Genomic DNA, 18043 nt, shown 5'->3' with positions numbered 1-18043 from the left:
ATGGATAATATCGGAAACTGCGCTTGCGATTGAAGTTGTTTTGAGGCTTTTTTAAAAGTCAACAAGACTTTTTCTCTAGCATATAATCATATTGTTGAATAGAATGTTATTTTTAGTCAAAAATGGAAAATACTTTAATGAAAACTACACGATTCGACAAATTACGAACAAATTAAATGTTAATATTAGGATGTCTATTAGCGGTTCAATAGATACATAAATTTGAGAGGGAGTGTCATTTATGAATTTGAAAAAAATCATTGGAAGTGTTTTAGTTACAGGGGCTTTGCTTGTATCTGCTGTCCCAGCTCATGCATCAGATCCAGTAAAACCAGGAGATTTAACACCTATCCGAAACAAACACAAAGGCTATGAGTATAACTGGCTTGGTTATAATAGTCAGGGAATAGCACAAGTTCGTGTTTGGTTTAGAGATGATGATGGAGACTCATATTATAGAACATTCGATTGTATTGATGTTATCAATGGAACATGTTACGTCTACAAATGAGTTTAAACCTACCCCAGATCGGGGTGGGTTTTTGTTTAATCATACCTGTTTTTGTAAAGTTTTTCATCAGCACTTTCTTGCATTGTCTTCCTTGCTTCCGCTATTAATGAGATAGATTTAATCTTTCTTTCATCTAACATAATTTGCTTTACACCCCTTCCACTTTACACAGTTTTATAGTTAATTTATAATACTTCTATTAATTGGAACAGGATGATGAATATGGCACCTAAAATATTTAAAATACATGATTTTTTTATAGAATTCGAACTCAAGCAAATACTGCAGTACTACAATGAAATGGAAAAATACAATCAAAATTCCCTTCAGTCCTATGAAGAATACCTTGATGAAGCTACACAAGGAATGGATAAAGAAGAAGCACAGTATTACGTGGAGAGAAATGATGATAAGCTTTATGATTATGTAATTAGACATCCTCAAATGATACGTAGAACAGTATTTCTGGAGATATACTTTTCATTTGAAAACTATCTTAATTCTAAATGTAATGATCTACAAAAAGAGAAAAACCTCAATCTGAGTTATGAGGATATTCATGGCCATGGAATTAATAGAGCAAAAACTTTTTTAACAAAAGCTTGTTTAATCACTGAGCCATTCAACACTGGTTTATGGCGAGATATTGTAGACTACGGAAAAGTAAGAAATGCTATTGCACATAATCAGTCTATAGTTAAAAAGAAAAAATATTCAAGTATAAAACAGCTTCCTGGATTAAGTGTAGAACACGAGATAGATGAATATACATTTTCCTTTATACTAGAAGAAAACTTCGTTCCAAAATGCATAGATACTATTACTGAGTTTGTAAAGATCCTTAGATGATTTTCTGTTTAGAAAAGCTGTCCTCAATTCTTTTTAAATTTACTTAACTTTGCGGTAACAGCTTTTTTCTCTTTTAATTCCGTCATCCATTCCTGTGGATCTACAAACGAGAATGTATCTCTGCATACATCGACATCTTTAATCACCGACAAAACTTCTTCAATCTCATCTTTATATTCCTCAACAATGTGATCAACTGTTTCTTTTACTTCTTCACTTGGTTCATAAAACGGGGTCTGATCTATGATTGGCCAATAGAAGAAACAGGCGTTACCAAGATACGGTTTCATGATCTAAGACACACTTGTGCAACTATCTTATTATTGAATGGTGCACCTGTTAAAGCAGTGAGTGAAAGACCGGGACATAAAAGGAACACTTCAAACATATATGTACTACCTTCAACAAGCCAACAGATTGCTGATCAAATGGATGGAATTTTAAATTGACCACACTTTATTTCAGTGTGGTTTTTATTTTGGTAATGTTACCTTTTTGTTTTAAGAAATACAAAAGCCACTCTCGATTATCTCAAGAATGGCTCTGTATCAACGTCTTTTTATATGATTCCGACTGGGCTCGAACCAGCGACCTCTACCCTGTCAAGGTAGCGCTCTCCCAGCTGAGCTACGGAATCGGGTTATGTATCAGTTCTGGGCTTTCTGTTACTGACAGTCTCTATTATATAACCATCATATTAAGCCGTCAATGGTTTTGTTCAAAAAAGGTCAAAAAGCCGGCTGCTGTGCCGGCTTTTTTCTCTCCTTCTTTATGATTGGTTCACAAGGACGGGCTTTAGTTGATCGAGTGCTTGTTTGAAGTCGCGTTTGAGGTCTTCTCCGTTTTCAACTCCGACACTTAAACGAAGCAGCCCATCTGTAATCCCTCTTTTTTCTCTTTCTTCTTTTGGCATAGCCGCATGTGACATTTTAGCTGGATACGACAGAATGGATTCAACGGCGCCGAGGCTGACGGCGAATACAGGTAATGTGACGGCATCCACCAATTCTTTGACAGCCGCTTGGTTTTCTAGTTCAAATGAGAGAACGGCTCCTGCTCCGCTTGCTTGCTTGCGCTGAATGTGTGCCCCAGGATGATCGTCTAAGCCTGGATAGTATACTTTTTTCACCGCAGGATGTTCTTTTAGAAATGAAGCTAGTTCGAAGGCCGTTTGGCTTGCTTTTTCTAATCTCACCTGAAGGGTTTTTAACCCTCTTAACACAAGCCAGCAGTCCTGCACGCCAAGGACCGCACCGAAGGAGTTTTGCAGCGAATAAAGTTCCTCTCCCAGCTTCTCATCTTTCACCACAGCTAAGCCTGACAGCACATCACTATGGCCGCTTAAAAATTTCGTTGCGCTATGCAGAACAACATCAACACCAAGATCCAGCGGACGCTGAAGCGCAGGTGTTAAAAACGTATTATCTAAGAAAGTCAGACAGTCATGCTCTTTCGCAAGCTGTACGACACCTTCAATATCTGTAATGCCTAGTGTTGGGTTGGACGGTGTTTCCATGTAAATGACCTTTGTATTCGATTGAATGCCTCTTTTGACTTCATTCAAATCGGTCATGTCCACGAAGGTATGCTCAATTCCAAATCTTGAAAGAACTTGGGTGATCATTCGGAAAGTCCCGCCGTACACATCTCTTGTGACAAGGACGTGATCTCCCTTTGATAATAGAAGAAAAGCGGTTGAAATGGCTGCCATGCCTGATGCAAAGGCAAGCCCTCTCGTTCCTCCTTCCAGCGCTGCAATCGTATCCTCTAATGCTTGACGTGTCGGAGTTCCCGATCTGGAGTAGTCATATTGGCCAAATTCATCGAAGCTGCTTTGATGAAATGTGGATGCATGCTGAATCGGTACACTGACTGCACCTGTTGAACGGTCTGTTTTAAACGCATTATGAACGAGTTGTGTTTCGAGTGTCCAATCGTGTGTGGTCATTTGGCGTGTACCTCCTCTTTTACTTGTGATAGTGCCTGTTTCAGGTCTGCTTTCAAGTCATCTACATGCTCGATGCCAACAGAGAAACGGAGCAGCTTGTTACATACACCGTTTGCAATGCGAATCTCTTCTGGAATATCCATGTGCGTTTGTGTTGCAGGATACGTAATGAAGCTTTCGACTCCGCCAAGGCTTTCAGCAAAACAAATCGTTTTCAGCTGCTTTAAAAATGGATTGACCCAGTCCTCTTTAGCTACTCGGAATGACAGCATGCCTCCCTTTCCTGGATAAAGCACATCTTGAATTTCTGGCTGTTTCTTTAAAAACTCAGCCAGCTCCTTCGCATTTGCCTCGTGCTGGCGCATTCTAAGAGCCAGTGTTTTCATGCCTCTCATTAAAAGCCATGAGTCAAATGGTGATAGAACCGCTCCTATCGCGTTTTGATGCTGGAACATGTCTTCAGACAGCTGCTCTCCTTTTGTCACCACAAGCCCGGCAAGAACGTCATTATGTCCGCCTAAATATTTGGTTGCGCTATGAAGGACAATGTCCGCTCCAAGCGTAATCGGCTTTTGCAAGACTGGTGTGTAAAAGGTGTTATCGACAATCACCAAAGCGTCATGCTCTTTTGCAATCTTCGCTATTTTTTGAATATCTGCTTCCTGCATCAATGGATTTGTCGGTGTTTCAATAAAGACCGCTTTTGTGTTTGGCGTGATTTTAGAGCGTAAACAGTCTTCATCTGAAAAATCATCATAAAGAAAACGCAGGCCGTACTTTTTCCATTCGTTTTCAAACAAACGGTATGTACCGCCATATAGGTCTGATGAGACGATGAGTTCATCTCCGCTTTCAAATAGAGCCATGATCGTTTGGATTGCCGCCATTCCCGAACTGAAGGCAAAACCGGCCGTCCCTTCTTCGAGTGAAGCAATTGCATCCTCTACAAGCTGTCTTGTTGGGTTTTTCGTTCGAATGTAATCAAATCCTGTCGATTCCCCTATACCTCTATGTCTATATGCTGTCGAAAGATAAACGGGAGGACTGACAGTGCCAGTCACCTCATCGCTACGGTTTCCAATCTGCGCTAATTTCGTTTCCACATGTTCTGTCATTTGACACCATCCTAAGTAAAAATCTGATTTCAAAACAGAAAACCCCTTCTTCATAAGAAGAAGGGGTTTAATCGCTTCCTCTTATCTTCCAAGCAAAAAAGCTGCTTGCTGGATTTAGCACCTTGGTACATCACATGAAGTGATGCATACCGGTTGCTGAGGTTTCAAAGGGCCAGTCCCTCCACCTCTCACGATAAGAATGTGTTGTCTGTCTGTTCTAATTCTTAATACTGTAACCCATTAAATCTCATTTTTCAAGGGGAAATGTCATGATTAATTAAAATTTTCTGTATTTTATAACAGAATCGATGTTATACAATTTGATTGCATGTTAGCATATAGGAATATCACAGTTTTTCATGTTACAATGAATGGAAACGTTTCACTTTATGATGAATTTGGTTAGCTGGAGGAATGGATTATGGTGAAGAAAACAGGAATCATTCAAGAAGAAACCATACAGTCAAAAGAACTTGGGGCGGACATGACCATTTTGATCTATTTGCCAGTCAATTACTCCCCCCTTTATACATATCATGTCATCATTGCCCAGGATGGTCATGATTATTTCCGCCTAGGCAAAATAGGCAGACAGGCAGAAGAATTGATGCAAAACAAAGAAATGGAACGCTCGATTATCATTGGTGTTCCTTATGAAAATGTCACGGAAAGACGAAACACGTATCATCCAGACGGTACAAAGTTTGAAGCGTATAAACGCTTTTTAGCAAATGAACTGGTCCCTTATATTGATGAACACTATCCAACCTATCAAATTGGATCAGGACGTACGTTTATTGGTGATTCACTTGGTGCGACGATTTCCCTCATGACAGCCATTGATTATCCTTCTTTATTTGGCGGGCTGATTTTGCAGTCCCCTTACGTTGACGAGTCGGTTCTAGAAGCCGTCAAACAGTCGACAGCCCTTTCTCATTATGCCATTATCCATCAAATTGGGCTTGAGGAAACCGCTGTGAAAACGACAGATGGCCAGGTGCTTGATTTTGTTCAGCCGAACGAAGATTTAAAGGCCCTTCTTGAACAATCTGGTGCGGATTACTTATTTGAGACATTCGAAGGGGATCATAAATGGACGTTTTGGCAGCCGCTCATTGCGCCTTCGTTAAAAAGAATGCTCCCATATTCGTTAATCAACTGAATTTTGTTATAATAAACAATAATAAATACTTTCTTATTCAGGAGGGAACATGATGAAATACGGAGTTGTTATATTTCCATCAAAAAAATTGCAAGATATTGCGAACTCTTACCGGAAGCGTTATGATCCGAACTATGCACTCATACCGCCTCATTTAACATTAAGAACACCTTTTGAATTAACGGATCTAGAAGCGGCTGAGGTCGTCTCAACGTTAAGAGATTATGCAAAAAATGCTTCTCCTATTACGTTACGTATTAAAAAATTCAGTTCATTCGCTCCTGTAAACAACGTCATTTATATGAAAGTAGAACCGAACGAGGACATCATGGCGCTCAATGAAAGATTGTACGCAGATCCACTTGCTGGTACACCTGAATATGCCTTTGTTCCGCATGTGACAGTCGCTCAAAAACTATCCGATGATGAGCATTCAGACGTACTTGGCACATTAAAGCTGAGAAAGATTGACCATGAAGAAACAGTGGATCGCTTCCACCTTTTATATCAATTAGAGAACGGATCTTGGACCGTCTATGAAACATTTATTTTAGGAGAAGAGGGTTAAAGACATTTGAAAACAGTCATCGCAACAGAACAAACACAACGAGAAGATGCTTACTACGTTCGAAAAGAAGTATTCGTAAAAGAACAAGAAGTTCCAGTAGAGATCGAAATAGATGAACTAGAGGACAAAGCCACCCATTTTGTCATTTACAATGATGACAAAAAGCCTCAGGCGGCCGCTAGACTGCGGATCATTGAGGGATCAAAGGCAAAGCTTGAACGCATTTGTGTGTTAAAAGAGGCGCGCTCCTTCGGCCTTGGCCACAAACTATTAGAGGCGCTAGAAACAGAAGCGATTGCAAATGGAGCAAAAGAAGCGGTTATGCATGCCCAAGTCCAAGCTCTTCCTTTCTACGAAAAGAAAGGCTACAAAGCGGTTTCTGAACCGTTTGAAGAAGCAGGGATCACACATGTCAAAATGACAAAAACGCTGTCTGTTTGATCAAAAGAAAAGCCAGAGCATTCAAGATGCTCTGGCTTTTTCTTTTTCATTATCGTTCGCCACAGGAAGAAAGCGCAATCATTTATATATACGTATTGATATGAATGCCCTTGCCTTCCTCCATAAACATATCTCGTACAAAGCGTTCCCGCTTTTTTTGCTGTACTTTCGTTTCCGCTTCTGTCACTAAGTCCTCTTTTTTCTCCAGCTCTCTGTATATCTTGTCATGAAAGGTGCGAGTAACCTTTGTTACTTTCGCATAGTCTTCTTTATCTTGAGGAGCTGGACGATTGATATATTGAAAATACAGATCCGGCTGAATAGGGGCTATATATCCCATCAAGAACGCCTCCTTTGCTTCTCTTCTATTCTACTATTCCCTAATTATGACTGTTTGAAACACGCCTCATTTGATATGATTAGATGTGTTTCATTTTAAGATTGATTGACTATTGGAGGACTAGCTTTGAAATGCGCACGACGACATGATCGAACGATCTCATTACATACGTATTCGAGAGAACACTATCAATTCCTCCATGACGAGGGAAAAAAAGGACAATTATTCTGCCCATATTGCGGACAACCGGTCTTTTTTAGATTAAATATACATGATGAACCCGCTTTTATTCATAAGCATATGTCTCAGCAAGAGATTTGTGAAAAAGCTGAAGAACAAGCAGATCATCATCAAACGGCTGAACAAGAGGAACAGGCTTCCTATAAAGAACTTGGCGGCTTCCGTTTTCCAACCGGCAAACAGATCATCTCGCAAACGAGCGAATCATATGACTGGCAGGAACCAAGGTCGATTCAATTTAGCGACGCCTTACATTTAGAAGAGAATGAAGAAGTTCATACGATCGACCTCTTCCCGCATATCACCTTTAGCACACCGCAGCTTCAAGCTGTCACACATTTAGATGGTCCGATGCTTGTGCTGGCTGGTGCCGGCAGCGGGAAAACAAGAGTCCTGACGGCTAGAGCGGCTTATCTCATGTCCCATCATCATATTCCTGCTCACCATATTTTACTCGTAACTTTCACCACAAAAGCGAGCAATGAGATGAAAGAAAGACTGCGCAAGCAATACCAGCTTCATCCTTCACAAGCCAGCCAAGTAGTGACAGGCACCTTCCACAGTCTTTTTTATAAAATGCTGCTTCACGATGACGCAAACAAATGGAACGGCCAGCATCTGATCAAGTTTGACTGGCAAAAGGAGCAATACATTCGAAAAGCCATTATGAATGAAGGACTTGATGAGAAAGACTATCCTACCGATCAAGTACTGCAATCGATCGGCTATTGGAAAAATGCCTTTTTACCAGGTGAACTTCCTGATTTGAAAGATGAAAAGGAAAAACACATGTGGACGATCTATCAATCATATGAACAGCAAAAACGAGATCATCAGCAATTTGACTTTGATGATATGGCGATTGCCTGCTTACATATGCTCACAGAACAGCCAGAACTGCTAAAACGGTATCAAGAACGATTCCAGTATATTTTAGTGGATGAATTTCAGGATATTAATCCAGTGCAATATCAATTAATTCAGCTTTTAGCCGGAGAATCAGAGCAGTTATTTTGTGTAGGCGATGATGATCAAGCCATTTACGCCTTTAGAGGGAGCAATCCTGCTTTCATTCTTGAATTCAAACAGGACTATCCTTCGGCTCAGATCGTCCATTTACATGCGAATTACCGGTCTCACCATACGATTGTCGCAAGTGCTGATGCGATTATTAAGAAAAATCAGCATCGTTATGAGAAGACGTTAAAAGCCGTGCGCGCGGAGAAAATTCCTCCGACGCTCTTCTATCCATATGACGAAGAAGAGGAAGCGACCATGATTGTCACAGATATTCAGGAGAAAATTAAAAATGGTGCAAAGCCGAATGACTTCTGCGTGCTGTTTCGAACGAATACAGGCGGCCGTGCGATTTATGAACGGCTGCATCAATCGGCGATTCCATATGAGACGGATGCTGGCGTCAAAGCCTTCTACAGCAGACGAATGGTTCGGGTTCTTCTCGCCTTTCTTTCCTTAAGTCAGGATGCAGATGATGTGGCCGCCATAAAACAGCTGCTGCCGGTTTTCTTTTTAAAGCAGCAAACCCTGAATACACTAAAGGCACTGACCATCACAGAAGATTGCTCAATGGTAGAAGCGCTCAGAAAACTGACAGATATACAGCCGTTTCAACGGAAAAAGCTGCAATCAATCGTTCCTTTGTTCCGAACGTTACGTACATTAAAGCCATCGGACGCGGTGACATTTATTGAACAAAAGATGGGACTCGGGGATTACTTAAAAAAACGGGTGAACGATACGAATGTACTTGAAAAAGGGGCGGATGATGTACGTGATGTGAAAACAGCCGCTAAACGCTTTGAAACGATTGAAGCCTTTCTTGCACATGCCGAACATATGAAGTCTGCCGAAAAGGAAAAAACAGATGAACCCGGTGTTCAGCTCATGACGATCCACCGTGCAAAGGGACTTGAATTCCAGACCGTATACATCACTTGTGTGGTCGATGGGGCACTGCCTCATGATTTCTCACTGGATGAACTCAGAAACGGTGATGAAGAAGCATTGGAAGAAGAGCGCCGTTTATTATACGTGGCCATGACAAGAGCAGAACAATCTCTTTATCTGTCTGTTCCATCATTTAGACGAGGAAAAACGGCTCATCGTTCTCGTTTTTTGTATCCTCTTCTAAAGAAAAACCGTGAATTATTTACGCAAAAACAACAGGCCCCCCTTTAAACGGAGAGCCTGTTGTTTATTTTTTGTTGTTCATCATTTTAGCGATTGTATTGAAATCAAGCTTTTCTTTTCCACTTGTAATCGATTGAACGATTTTGTCTTCCATTTCTTTAGGTACACGTTTGTTCGCAAGCTGCGCTACTTTTTTAATGACACCTCGAACGGTATTCTCATCTTTAAAGTTGGCATTTTGCAAAGAGCCTGCAAGTTTAAACACATCATTCATATTCACACCGGTTTTGTTTTCTACGCTTTTAAAGAATTTATTATCCATTCATTTGCCTCCTCTTTGTGGAGTAATCACTTTACTATATGAAAATAGGCGGGATATGTGCCTATCCTAAAGCCTTGTTTGACCAAAGAGAAAGGAAAGCAAAAGGCTTCCCCCTTGCTTCCCTCACCTTCTTACTGTTTAGTAGTTAAAGAAAGAAGCACCAACGATGATTAGAAGGATGAAAAGCACAACGACAAGAACAAATGTTGATCCATATCCGCCGCCGTAGCCACCGCCGTAGCCGCCGCAAGAACCGCCACCGTAACAACTCATATTTAAGCACCTCCTCTTCTCCCTTACAAAGTATGAAAAATGCAAGAAATGGTTTGGACGATCACATAAAAAAGTGCGGAATTTTTATTTCTGCTGTTTAAAGATGTAATCTGCCTCTCTATGACGCACCATGAATGCTTCTGTTTCTTTCGCAAAAGCCTCCATCTTCACGCCAAATGCTTTTAAGTGCTCCTCAAGATCATTCGCTTTATCCGTTAGATCCATTTCAGCCTTTTCGTGCGCTTGTTCTTTCCCATCATGGGGTTTAGTGAACAAGGAACCGATTAATTGTTCGAATGCATCCATTCTGGTCACCCCTTCTCTCTTACATATGCACCACTCAAAAAAAGGCAACAAAAAAACCGGATAAATCCGGCTTTTGTTTTTCTCTTCTATTATTGAGGTTTCTTTTTGTTTCCACAGCCGCAGCCATTTTTTTTGATTTTCTTCGTATATACAGATTGTTGATTTGACTGCGCTGGATAACCTTGAAGCATATGTGACGGCGTTTCAGTTGGTTTCATCGCAACCCTTCCTTTCCTATTCCATGATAGTATATGCATTTATTGAAAGCGTGTCTGATCAGAATGCCTGTTTATTTCACAAGCTTCGAGACGACCGCTTCAATGATGCCTGCTGCTGCGGCAATCGCTAATAGTAAATTAAGCCACATGCTGATGACAGGGAAAAGTATGTATATCAGAAGTAAGGCAGCAGTGCACCATATGCCAGTACACCAATAACAGCTTAACAGTTCTCCAACCCAAGACCGCAGTCCTTCCCCTTTAATGATGATATATGTTTCGACCTCACCTTGTTCGTTTACCTCTTCCTGTTCTTCATGAAATAGACGGCGGAATGGCGCAGTAATGGTATCAAACACAATCAGTCTCGTCAGTCTAAAGGATGCGAGGGCAAACACGACAAATGACAAAGCACCGCTCAGGGAGCCTCCACCTCCTTCTTTCTTCTTTTTCCGTCCTTTCTTTATATATGCAAGAAAAAAGACCGTCATGATGAATCGAGCGGAAATAAAATTGGGTTGTACTTTTTCACACTTTCCGATTCCACCTTGCGTCCTTGTTGCATTAAATAATGTATAGATAAGAAAGGAGTGAAAGTATTGTCTATTGAAGAAAGTGCTGAAACATTATATACACAACTGTTAAACGAATTAATCAGCAATTATGATGATTTCATTGAGATCAAAGATTCCGAAAATGTCACAATTCATAAAACAGATGTAACAGCCGCACTCTCCCTTCAAGCGACCGTAACGACAATCATTACTCTTTTAATCCAAATTCTTGTACCAGACGATGAATTGGCTGCTGACATCACAGACCAGCTTTTATCCACACAACAAGTGGAAGTCCAAAAGAAAACTGTGATTCAAATCATCAACTGCTATAACATTACGATTACATTATCAGATGCATCCATTATGAACTCCGTCCAAATTCTCACTCAAACATTGAATGTGCTCTTAGTTGAAGCCGGCATTCTTTGACCCTTTCTTTTTCTAATGACGTATGAAAGAGGTGAAATCATCGTGGCTGAAGAGAACGAAAAAAAGGAGTTTCAAATCAATACTGATATTGATCCATTAACAAGTCTTCTTGTCAGTGATGTGTTAAACAAAAACAATATCACTGATGATCAGAAAGCAAAAATTTCAGACGATCAAAGAAGAATGATTTTGAAATTAGTCGAGGACTTACAAAAGAAAGCAAATGATTTCGTAGAACAGCAGCAGGAGAAAAAAAGGCAGGCTGAGGCAGCAAAACAGCCGGAAGAAGTAGTGCCTGAACCAAAAGTACGTCCAAATCGAAACTCACTTCGAAATCGTATTCAGCAGCGTCGTAATGCGCAGCGTAATAACGATTAAATAAAAATGGGTTGCCTGCTAGGGTAAATGCCCGAGACAAAACCACGCATTCCAGCATTTAATAAAGTAAACGGAAGGAGGAATAGAAATGGATTCTAAACCATATTCTTGGGTCGCTCTAGATCGTAACTGTACACACCACGGACACCACAGACACCACGACGATTGCAATTATGAAAGAAAAGCACTTTGTGACGACTATTATGATGATGAAGATGTCTTACAAGACTTGGATCAAGTAAGCTTCACAAAGCAGACATCTGAGGAAGTCATTATCGTCAGAGACTCTTGTGACATTAACGTATCTTCTGTCGATGCACAGGTTGCAGCATCTATCCAAGTAGCGATTCAAACAGCGATCATCACCATTACAAATATCTCAATCGCAGACGGTGATTTGGCAGACCGCGTCACGCAGGATCTCTTACAAGCAGCTACTCACAAACAAACAAACCGCCAAAAACTTGTCATCGAAAATTCAAGAAATGTTACAGTCTCTACAATCGATGCGGACATCTCTATCGCAATCCAAACACTTACACAAACACTTGTTGCGACAATCGTTGCAATCGGTATCCTCTAATGTCCAAAAGCAGAGCGAAAAGCTCTGCTTTTCCTTTTATAAAAATACAACAAATATAAATGGTCATTTACCCACACCAACTAGAGGGCGCATACATATGTTGTTAAGGACTAAAGTCAAATACCTTGTTAAAGGAGCTGAAATCCATGAGCTGCGGAAAACACCATGGCCGACATGATGAAAACTGTGTATGCGATGCGGTTGATAAGATTTTAGCAGAGCAGGAAGCTGTAGAAGATAAATGTCCTACGAGCTGCTACAGTAATTTATTAAGCCCAACAGTTTCTGGAAAAGATACAATTCCGTTTTTACTTTTTGATAAAAAGGGCGGGTTGTTCTCTACTTTCGGAAACATTGGAGGATTCGTTGACGATTGCCAATGCTTCGAATCTATTTTCTTCCGGGTTGAAAAATTACACGACTGCTGTGCTACGTTATCTGTATTAAGACCTGTTGATGTACACGGACATACGCTGAGCGTGTGTCACCCTTGTGACCCTGACTTCTTTGGTCTAGAAAAAACGGACTTTTGTATTGAGGTTGATTTAAACTGCTTCTGCGCAATCCAATGCTTAAACCCAGAGCTTGTCGACAGAGTCATGCCATCGAAAGATAAAAAGCATCATCACCACGGCTAAATCAACAAGCCGCTGATCTAACTTGTCATAAGTCAAAGCATCCCCTTCCTCACGAATGACAGCCAATCATGCGGAGCAGTCAGCATAAGAAGCGGCCGCTTCCGCATTGGTTAAAAGTAGATGCACGAGCCGGCAAAGATAGCTTGTAGATGATGACAGTGCTCAAACACTCAAACAAATTTCCTAGTATAGGAGGGTTGAATATGAGCCGCAACCATTCATGGAGCTGTGTAACAGAGGCTGTTGAAAACATTAGCGACTTGCAAAATGCTGTCAAAGAAGAGTGCCCGACAAGCTGTTACAGCAATCTCCTTTCTCCATCACATTCATTAGGTGACACTGTCCCGTTTGTTCTCTTTACATCTAAATCAAAACCATTCGTTGCATTCGGAAACGTCGGAGAAGTAGATCCAGGCCCTTGCTTCAGCACTGCATTTTTCAGAGTCGAACATATCTGTGATCACTGTGCAACACTCAGCTTGCTTATCGCATTTGACAAAGACCGTCATATTTTAGATTTTACAGATAAAGATTCCTTATGTGATGTGTTCCGATTAGAAAAATCGAAATATTGCATTGAAGTAGACCTTGACTGCTTCTGCGCAATCGAGTGCCTAAACCCACGACTCATCAATCGTAACTGCTAACAAAAAAAGTCCCTATAAGGGACTTTTTTTATTAGTTAAAAACCTAGCGGATGGATGGAAGTAATCTCAGCAATCGCTAATTCGACTGGATTTCCCCCGCCTGCTGTACGAATGACCACTGTATCATCTTTTCGATCCATGATGATTCCTCTATATGTTTTACCATCAGCTTCAATCAGACAAAGAGCTCTTGGCATATTATGAGGCAGTCTTGTGAGAAAATCGACTTTTTCATCAATACTCATCTGACTTAAAGGCTTTTTCACTCGTTTTCTTCTTGGTTCTTCTTTTGTTTCATGAAAGACACCTTCTGGCTGATTTCCCTCTTCTTCTTGAGGCTCTCGCTTTTGTATGAGCTCTGGTTCTTGTGTGATTTCTTGTTCCTGTGTACGTTCGGCTTCTTGTGTATCCTCTTGTTCCTGTGTAGCCTCTGCTTCTTGTGTAATCTCTTGTTCTTCTGTAAACTCAGCTTCGTGTGTCATATCTCGTTCTTGTTGAAGTTTAGGCGGCTCGGCTTCTTTTTTATGCTCTATTTCTTGAGCGGCAGGTTCCTCCTGCGCGCTTTCTTTGATCACATCTTTTGCATTGGTCTCACTTTCTGGCTGTTTTTCTGATTTCTTTCGCTTTCTCACAATATTTTGCATGGCCGGCTTTGATTCTTGATAGCTCGGCTGAACAATATACATCAGCGGCTTTTGATTCTCATCACCTTTATTTGACATACTAATCCCTCCCGAATGATTCATTCCTTATATATATGAACGGAGGCCTCAAATCAGAAGAAAAATAAAAAAACAGCATACCCTTCATCGGTATGCTGCAAGTCATGTATTCGTTTAGCGGGCAATGATATGGAAGCCGGAATCAACATGCAGATTCTCACCTGTCATGCCGCGAGATAGATCACTGAATAAGAATAGAGCTGTATCGCCAACTTCTTCAGGAGTTGTTGTACGGCGGAGCGGTGCACGCTCTTCAATATCCTTCAGAATGGTATTAAAGCCGCTGATGCCCTTTGCAGATAACGTACGAATAGGACCAGCAGAAATACTATTCACGCGGATACCTTCTGCGCCTAAATCAGCTGCTAAATATTTCACACTTGCTTCAAGTGATGCTTTCGCTACACCCATTACGTTGTAGTTTGATACAACACGCTCTCCGCCTAGGTATGTAAGCGTCACAATGCTTCCACCCTCTGTCATCAATGGACGTGCTGCTTTGGCTACAGCAGTTAATGAGTATGCACTAATGTTGTGCGCCAAAAGGAAACCTTCACGGTTCGTGTTCAAGTATTCGCCAACAAGCTCTTCCTTGTTTGCAAATGCAATGGCATGCGCAACGCCATGAATGACTTGTACTTTTTCTTTAATTGCAGCGAAACATTTTTCGATTTCTTCGTCACTTGTCACGTCACATGGAAGAATAATTGAATCATCACGCTCAAGTGTGCTTGCCAGCTCTTTTACCGATTCAGCAAGACGATCTCCAACATAAGTAAAAATCAAACGAGCTCCAGCTTCATGAAGTGAGCGGGCAATTCCCCAAGCGATGCTTCGTTTATTGGCAACACCCATAACCACGATATTACGGCCTTCTAAAGAAAAGTTCATATGTAATAAAGCCTCCTATTTTTTCAAGACATAGTATTAGTACCTGATCATAATATTATCACAGATCATAAGAGAATGACAATTTCCGCTGAAAGAAAGTTTCATTTTCGCGAAAAAACCGTCTTCATAAGTGAAGACGGTTCGATTCCTTTATCATTTGATTCTGTTTTGCTGATAAGCAAAATGGTTCGTAGGTCCGTGTCCAGATCCAATACGTAAAGGGAATTTAATGGCTTCATGAACAAAGGTTTCTGCTGTTTCAAAGGCTTCCTGCATCGAATATCCTTTCGCAATTTCAGCTGTTAATGCTGCTGCAAACGTGCAGCCTGTGCCATGTGTATGCGGTGTATCAATATGTTCATTTGTGACTTCAATAAAGCCTTTTCCATCATACAGCAGGTCTGTAATCATCCCATCAGATGGACCATGGCCGCCTTTAATCACGACATGTTTCGTACCTAGCTCATAAAGGTGCTCCGCTGCCACATAGCGGTCCTTTTTCGTCTGAATTTGTATCCCTGTCAGTACTTCTGCCTCAGGAAGATTCGGCGTTACAGCATAGCTGACAGGCAGCAAGTGTGTTTTCATCGCAGCGACCGCATCTTCATTTAATAAAGAGGCCCCTCCTTTTGCGATCATGACTGGATCTACAATCAGCTTCATATCATATTGAACCGTTTTTTCAGCTACAATCTTGATCATGTCTGCACTCCACAGCATCCCTGTTTTGACGGCATCTGGCGGTAAGTCTTCTGCCACTGCATCTATTTGACGCTCTAACGCCTCAATTGAAAGCGGGTATATCCCGTGAACACCTAGTGTGTTTTGCGCAGTAATCGCTGTGATCGCAGACATTCCGTACACACCGAGCTCCTGAAAAGTTTTCAAATCTGCCTGAATACCTGCTCCGCCGCCAGAATCAGAACCCGCGATTGTGAATGCTTTTTTGATCGTCATTTCTTCACACCTCTCATTAGCCAATCCATTGATGATAAATGGTTCTTGCTTTGGCAATATCATTCGTACCATGTACAAGCGCTCTGCCATCTTTAAATAAGACAAGCTTAAACTCATCCTTTTGACACGAAAGCAAATATGGATTCTCAAGCACATCCATTCCTGCTTTCTTTAACCGAAGAGCTACTTCATGTAAAGGCGGCGGTGTTTCTGCTGCACTGCGGATTTGTACCGTATTGCGGCCGCATAGTACATCTGCCTTCGCTCTCTTGTCATATGAAAGAAATGGATAGGTCTTCAGTCCACAGCTTGGACATTGCTTCTTCTTTAAAGACGCGGCCGACCGAATGTCAGAGCGTTCATTTTTCCATAAATCGAAGGATTTTAAAATTGGCGTCACTTGATGTCCTGTTAAATATTTAAGTGCATCTGCCACTTGATATGCGGCTACCTGCTGCACAACTGGACTAATGATACCTGCTGTATCACATGTCATGCCTTGTGCAGGCAAATGTTCAAGCAGACAGTGTAAACACGGCGTCTCACCAGGGATCACTGTGAATTGAATGCCATAACTGGCGACACAGGCCCCATAAAGGAACGGAATTTGATGTTTGACAGCGGCATCATTGGCGATCATTCTTACCTCAAAATTATCCGCTGCATCGACAATGATTGAAGCCCCACTGACAAGTTCGTCAATATTGTGAGCAGTCACATCGATTACGATTCCTTTGATGTGCACGTCACTGTTTACTTGCTTGAGTCTTTTTTCAGCCGCCACAGCTTTTGGCAGCCGATCCTTCACGTCTTGCTCCGTGTAAAGCTGCTGACGCTGAAGGTTGCTCCATTCAATATAATCTCGGTCCAAAATGGTGACAGATCCAACGCCGGCACGAACGAGCATTTCAGCACTTGCGGTTCCAAGTGCCCCCGCTCCAATAATGACCGCCCTTGAGTCATTTAGCCGCTTTTGTCCCTCTGTTCCGATTGGCTGAAAAAGCTCTTGGCGTGAATAACGAGTGCTCAAAATGACGGCATTCCTTCCTGTGGACTGCTCGCTGTCCCATAGTTTTTCAGCGGAATACGTCCTGCCTCATAGCCTAGTCTTCCTGATTCAATCGCGAGTTTCATTGCTTTTGCCATTTTCACAGGATCCTTTGCACCAGAGACAGCGGTATTTAGTAATACAGCGTCTGCTCCAAGCTCCATCGCATAAGCTGCATCCTTCGGAGAACCTACGCCAGCATCAATAATGACCGGCACCTTCGCCTGCTCAATAATAAATGAGAGATTCAAAGGATTTAGTAAGCCTTGGCCTGAACCAATCGGTGAAGCACCAGGCATAATGGCATGGACACCGAGTTCTTCTAATTTTCTTGCCAGCACCACATCATCAGATGTATATGGCAGCACGATAAATCCTTCTTCGAGCAGCATTTCAGATGCTTTTAATGTTTCAACTGGATCTGGCAAAAGAGACCTTGAACAGCCAATGACTTCTACCTTAATCATGTCACAAAGCCCAGAAGCCTTTGCTAAACGGGCAATACGCACTGCCTCTTCTGCTGTACTTGCTCCAGCTGTATTCGGAAGCAGCGTATATTTTGATAAATCAAGCTGCTCCAAAAAATTAGGCTGAGATGCTTCGAATATGTTCATTCTTCTGACGGCAAAGGTTAAAATTTCGGCTTCCGATACGTTCACCGCTTCTTTTTGAACCTCAAATGATGGGTACTTTCCTGTTCCGAGTAATAGTCTTGATGTGAATGTTTTTCCGCCAATGTGCAGCATTGG

At 41.5% G+C, this 18043-nt stretch carries 26 protein-coding genes, 1 tRNA gene and 1 riboswitch; of the genes, 12 read left to right on the top strand and 15 right to left on the bottom strand.

Translation table 11 applies throughout. From position 1 onward, the window contains the following. Window positions 1-241: 241 nt before the first annotated feature. The gene (locus NSQ76_RS06430; protein WP_341053068.1) at window positions 242-511 is read left to right on the top strand and encodes a hypothetical protein; all 270 of its coding nucleotides are present in this window, start codon (window positions 242-244) and stop codon (window positions 509-511) included. A 222-nt stretch (window positions 512-733) separates the two neighbouring features. Next, window positions 734-1360 (top strand): hypothetical protein, encoded by a 627-nt coding sequence (locus NSQ76_RS06425; protein ID WP_341053067.1) that lies wholly within the window; start codon window positions 734-736, stop codon window positions 1358-1360. Window positions 1361-1383: 23 nt separating this feature from the next. Here the strand turns inward: NSQ76_RS06425 and NSQ76_RS06420 are convergent, their stop codons facing one another. Next, on the bottom strand, window positions 1384-1650 hold the full coding sequence (locus tag NSQ76_RS06420; RefSeq protein WP_341055805.1) for a hypothetical protein: 267 nt from the start codon (window positions 1648-1650) through the stop codon (window positions 1384-1386). Between NSQ76_RS06420 and NSQ76_RS06415 the strand changes: the two genes are divergently transcribed. Then, entirely contained in the window at window positions 1549-1809 is a 261-nt protein-coding gene (locus NSQ76_RS06415) for a tyrosine-type recombinase/integrase (RefSeq protein WP_341053065.1), read from the top strand. The two genes, NSQ76_RS06420 and NSQ76_RS06415, sit on opposite strands and share 102 nt — an antisense overlap. Window positions 1810-1924: 115 nt before the next feature. Here the strand turns inward: NSQ76_RS06415 and NSQ76_RS06410 are convergent. The 3 genes from NSQ76_RS06410 to NSQ76_RS06400 all read right to left on the bottom strand — a co-directional run bounded on the left by NSQ76_RS06410 (window position 1925) and on the right by NSQ76_RS06400 (window position 4423). Next, window positions 1925-1997: transfer RNA gene (locus NSQ76_RS06410), tRNA-Val, on the bottom strand. A 132-nt stretch (window positions 1998-2129) separates the two neighbouring features. Further along, window positions 2130-3308: a cystathionine beta-lyase gene (gene metC / locus NSQ76_RS06405; protein WP_070325716.1), complete on the bottom strand. Its 1179-nt coding sequence runs from the start codon at window positions 3306-3308 to the stop codon at window positions 2130-2132. After that, window positions 3305-4423: a methionine biosynthesis PLP-dependent protein gene (locus NSQ76_RS06400; protein WP_341053063.1), complete on the bottom strand. Its 1119-nt coding sequence runs from the start codon at window positions 4421-4423 to the stop codon at window positions 3305-3307. Before NSQ76_RS06400 ends, metC begins: the two co-directional genes overlap by 4 nt. Before the next feature lie 78 nt (window positions 4424-4501). Then, window positions 4502-4623: riboswitch (SAM riboswitch) on the bottom strand. Window positions 4624-4844: 221 nt separating this feature from the next. Here NSQ76_RS06400 and NSQ76_RS06395 point away from each other — a divergent pair. Genes NSQ76_RS06395 through NSQ76_RS06385 form a run of 3 tightly spaced genes read left to right on the top strand, consistent with a single transcriptional unit; the run spans window position 4845 to window position 6594 of the window. After that, entirely contained in the window at window positions 4845-5585 is a 741-nt protein-coding gene (locus tag NSQ76_RS06395) for an alpha/beta hydrolase (protein ID WP_263905370.1), read from the top strand. 52 nt (window positions 5586-5637) lie between these two features. After that, window positions 5638-6153: a YjcG family protein gene (locus NSQ76_RS06390; RefSeq protein WP_024426454.1), complete on the top strand. Its 516-nt coding sequence runs from the start codon at window positions 5638-5640 to the stop codon at window positions 6151-6153. Window positions 6154-6159: 6 nt separating this feature from the next. After that, a complete protein-coding gene (locus NSQ76_RS06385; protein WP_024426455.1) occupies window positions 6160-6594 on the top strand; it encodes a GNAT family N-acetyltransferase in 435 nt (144 codons plus the stop codon). Between the two features lie 82 nt (window positions 6595-6676). Here NSQ76_RS06385 and NSQ76_RS06380 read toward each other — a convergent pair whose 3' ends face one another. After that, entirely contained in the window at window positions 6677-6934 is a 258-nt protein-coding gene (locus NSQ76_RS06380) for a hypothetical protein (protein ID WP_024425007.1), read from the bottom strand. Between the two features lie 126 nt (window positions 6935-7060). Between NSQ76_RS06380 and NSQ76_RS06375 the strand changes: the two genes are divergently transcribed. Further along, window positions 7061-9373: an ATP-dependent helicase gene (locus NSQ76_RS06375; RefSeq protein ID WP_341053059.1), complete on the top strand. Its 2313-nt coding sequence runs from the start codon at window positions 7061-7063 to the stop codon at window positions 9371-9373. Between the two features lie 16 nt (window positions 9374-9389). On the opposite strand, the gene NSQ76_RS06370 is transcribed toward NSQ76_RS06375, so the two are convergent. From NSQ76_RS06370 to NSQ76_RS06350, 5 genes are all read right to left on the bottom strand, one after another. Next, a complete protein-coding gene (locus NSQ76_RS06370; RefSeq protein WP_008348417.1) occupies window positions 9390-9647 on the bottom strand; it encodes a stage VI sporulation protein F in 258 nt (85 codons plus the stop codon). 138 nt (window positions 9648-9785) lie between these two features. After that, window positions 9786-9920: a YjcZ family sporulation protein gene (locus tag NSQ76_RS06365; RefSeq protein WP_034282023.1), complete on the bottom strand. Its 135-nt coding sequence runs from the start codon at window positions 9918-9920 to the stop codon at window positions 9786-9788. 84 nt (window positions 9921-10004) lie between these two features. Beyond that, window positions 10005-10226, bottom strand: coding sequence for a hypothetical protein (locus tag NSQ76_RS06360; protein ID WP_024426458.1), 222 nt, complete (start codon window positions 10224-10226; stop codon window positions 10005-10007). 89 nt (window positions 10227-10315) lie between these two features. Further along, a complete protein-coding gene (locus tag NSQ76_RS06355; RefSeq protein ID WP_259279657.1) occupies window positions 10316-10444 on the bottom strand; it encodes a hypothetical protein in 129 nt (42 codons plus the stop codon). Window positions 10445-10515: 71 nt separating this feature from the next. Beyond that, entirely contained in the window at window positions 10516-10866 is a 351-nt protein-coding gene (locus tag NSQ76_RS06350) for a DUF1360 domain-containing protein (RefSeq protein ID WP_024426459.1), read from the bottom strand. A 168-nt stretch (window positions 10867-11034) separates the two neighbouring features. Here NSQ76_RS06350 and NSQ76_RS06345 point away from each other — a divergent pair, with 168 nt between their 5' ends. From NSQ76_RS06345 to NSQ76_RS06325, 5 genes are all read left to right on the top strand, one after another. Further along, window positions 11035-11430, top strand: a complete 396-nt coding sequence (locus NSQ76_RS06345; RefSeq protein ID WP_231506869.1) for a spore coat protein — start codon at window positions 11035-11037, stop codon at window positions 11428-11430. A gap of 42 nt (window positions 11431-11472) precedes the next feature. Then, a complete protein-coding gene (locus tag NSQ76_RS06340; RefSeq protein WP_024425013.1) occupies window positions 11473-11808 on the top strand; it encodes a hypothetical protein in 336 nt (111 codons plus the stop codon). An 88-nt stretch (window positions 11809-11896) separates the two neighbouring features. Further along, window positions 11897-12391: a spore coat protein gene (locus NSQ76_RS06335; RefSeq protein ID WP_025093420.1), complete on the top strand. Its 495-nt coding sequence runs from the start codon at window positions 11897-11899 to the stop codon at window positions 12389-12391. A gap of 146 nt (window positions 12392-12537) precedes the next feature. After that, on the top strand, window positions 12538-13029 hold the full coding sequence (locus tag NSQ76_RS06330; protein WP_003211658.1) for a CotY/CotZ family spore coat protein: 492 nt from the start codon (window positions 12538-12540) through the stop codon (window positions 13027-13029). Between the two features lie 203 nt (window positions 13030-13232). Next, entirely contained in the window at window positions 13233-13676 is a 444-nt protein-coding gene (locus NSQ76_RS06325; RefSeq protein WP_024425015.1) for a CotY/CotZ family spore coat protein, read from the top strand. Window positions 13677-13711: 35 nt separating this feature from the next. Here the strand turns inward: NSQ76_RS06325 and NSQ76_RS06320 are convergent, their stop codons facing one another. From NSQ76_RS06320 to NSQ76_RS06300, 5 genes are all read right to left on the bottom strand, one after another. Next, the gene (locus tag NSQ76_RS06320; RefSeq protein ID WP_341053053.1) at window positions 13712-14398 is read right to left on the bottom strand and encodes a CotO family spore coat protein; all 687 of its coding nucleotides are present in this window, start codon (window positions 14396-14398) and stop codon (window positions 13712-13714) included. Between the two features lie 114 nt (window positions 14399-14512). Next, a complete protein-coding gene (fabI, locus tag NSQ76_RS06315) occupies window positions 14513-15289 on the bottom strand; it encodes an enoyl-ACP reductase FabI (protein WP_024425017.1) in 777 nt (258 codons plus the stop codon). Window positions 15290-15442: 153 nt separating this feature from the next. Then, the gene (gene thiD, locus NSQ76_RS06310; RefSeq protein WP_056766173.1) at window positions 15443-16246 is read right to left on the bottom strand and encodes a bifunctional hydroxymethylpyrimidine kinase/phosphomethylpyrimidine kinase; all 804 of its coding nucleotides are present in this window, start codon (window positions 16244-16246) and stop codon (window positions 15443-15445) included. Between the two features lie 16 nt (window positions 16247-16262). Continuing rightward, on the bottom strand, window positions 16263-17276 hold the full coding sequence (locus NSQ76_RS06305; protein WP_263905375.1) for a thiazole biosynthesis adenylyltransferase ThiF: 1014 nt from the start codon (window positions 17274-17276) through the stop codon (window positions 16263-16265). Continuing rightward, on the bottom strand, window positions 17273-18040 hold the full coding sequence (locus NSQ76_RS06300; RefSeq protein ID WP_025093416.1) for a thiazole synthase: 768 nt from the start codon (window positions 18038-18040) through the stop codon (window positions 17273-17275). Before NSQ76_RS06300 ends, NSQ76_RS06305 begins: the two co-directional genes overlap by 4 nt. Window positions 18041-18043: the final 3 nt, after the last annotated feature.

The sequence above is a fragment of the Bacillus sp. FSL M8-0256 genome (assembly GCF_038005765.1).
In the GTDB taxonomy this organism is placed as follows: Bacteria; Bacillota; Bacilli; order Bacillales; family Bacillaceae; genus Bacillus; species Bacillus safensis.
Note: the sequence above shows the minus strand (reverse complement) of the source record. Positions and strands in the feature narration are given on the sequence as shown.

Coding starts and splice junctions, on each gene's coding strand:
- NSQ76_RS06430 (WP_341053068.1), top strand. CDS start 242: ATGAATTTGAAAAAAATCATTGGAAGTGTTTTAGTTACAGGGGCTTTG.
- NSQ76_RS06425 (WP_341053067.1), top strand. CDS start 734: ATGGCACCTAAAATATTTAAAATACATGATTTTTTTATAGAATTCGAA.
- NSQ76_RS06420 (WP_341055805.1), bottom strand. CDS start 1,650: ATGAAACCGTATCTTGGTAACGCCTGTTTCTTCTATTGGCCAATCATA.
- metC (WP_070325716.1), bottom strand. CDS start 3,308: ATGACCACACACGATTGGACACTCGAAACACAACTCGTTCATAATGCG.
- NSQ76_RS06400 (WP_341053063.1), bottom strand. CDS start 4,423: ATGACAGAACATGTGGAAACGAAATTAGCGCAGATTGGAAACCGTAGC.
- NSQ76_RS06395 (WP_263905370.1), top strand. CDS start 4,845: ATGGTGAAGAAAACAGGAATCATTCAAGAAGAAACCATACAGTCAAAA.
- NSQ76_RS06390 (WP_024426454.1), top strand. CDS start 5,638: ATGAAATACGGAGTTGTTATATTTCCATCAAAAAAATTGCAAGATATT.
- NSQ76_RS06380 (WP_024425007.1), bottom strand. CDS start 6,934: ATGGGATATATAGCCCCTATTCAGCCGGATCTGTATTTTCAATATATC.
- NSQ76_RS06370 (WP_008348417.1), bottom strand. CDS start 9,647: ATGGATAATAAATTCTTTAAAAGCGTAGAAAACAAAACCGGTGTGAAT.
- NSQ76_RS06365 (WP_034282023.1), bottom strand. CDS start 9,920: ATGAGTTGTTACGGTGGCGGTTCTTGCGGCGGCTACGGCGGTGGCTAC.
- NSQ76_RS06360 (WP_024426458.1), bottom strand. CDS start 10,226: ATGGATGCATTCGAACAATTAATCGGTTCCTTGTTCACTAAACCCCAT.
- NSQ76_RS06355 (WP_259279657.1), bottom strand. CDS start 10,444: ATGAAACCAACTGAAACGCCGTCACATATGCTTCAAGGTTATCCAGCG.
- NSQ76_RS06335 (WP_025093420.1), top strand. CDS start 11,897: ATGGATTCTAAACCATATTCTTGGGTCGCTCTAGATCGTAACTGTACA.
- NSQ76_RS06330 (WP_003211658.1), top strand. CDS start 12,538: ATGAGCTGCGGAAAACACCATGGCCGACATGATGAAAACTGTGTATGC.
- NSQ76_RS06325 (WP_024425015.1), top strand. CDS start 13,233: ATGAGCCGCAACCATTCATGGAGCTGTGTAACAGAGGCTGTTGAAAAC.
- NSQ76_RS06320 (WP_341053053.1), bottom strand. CDS start 14,398: ATGTCAAATAAAGGTGATGAGAATCAAAAGCCGCTGATGTATATTGTT.
- fabI (WP_024425017.1), bottom strand. CDS start 15,289: ATGAACTTTTCTTTAGAAGGCCGTAATATCGTGGTTATGGGTGTTGCC.
- thiD (WP_056766173.1), bottom strand. CDS start 16,246: ATGACGATCAAAAAAGCATTCACAATCGCGGGTTCTGATTCTGGCGGC.
- NSQ76_RS06300 (WP_025093416.1), bottom strand. CDS start 18,040: ATGCTGCACATTGGCGGAAAAACATTCACATCAAGACTATTACTCGGA.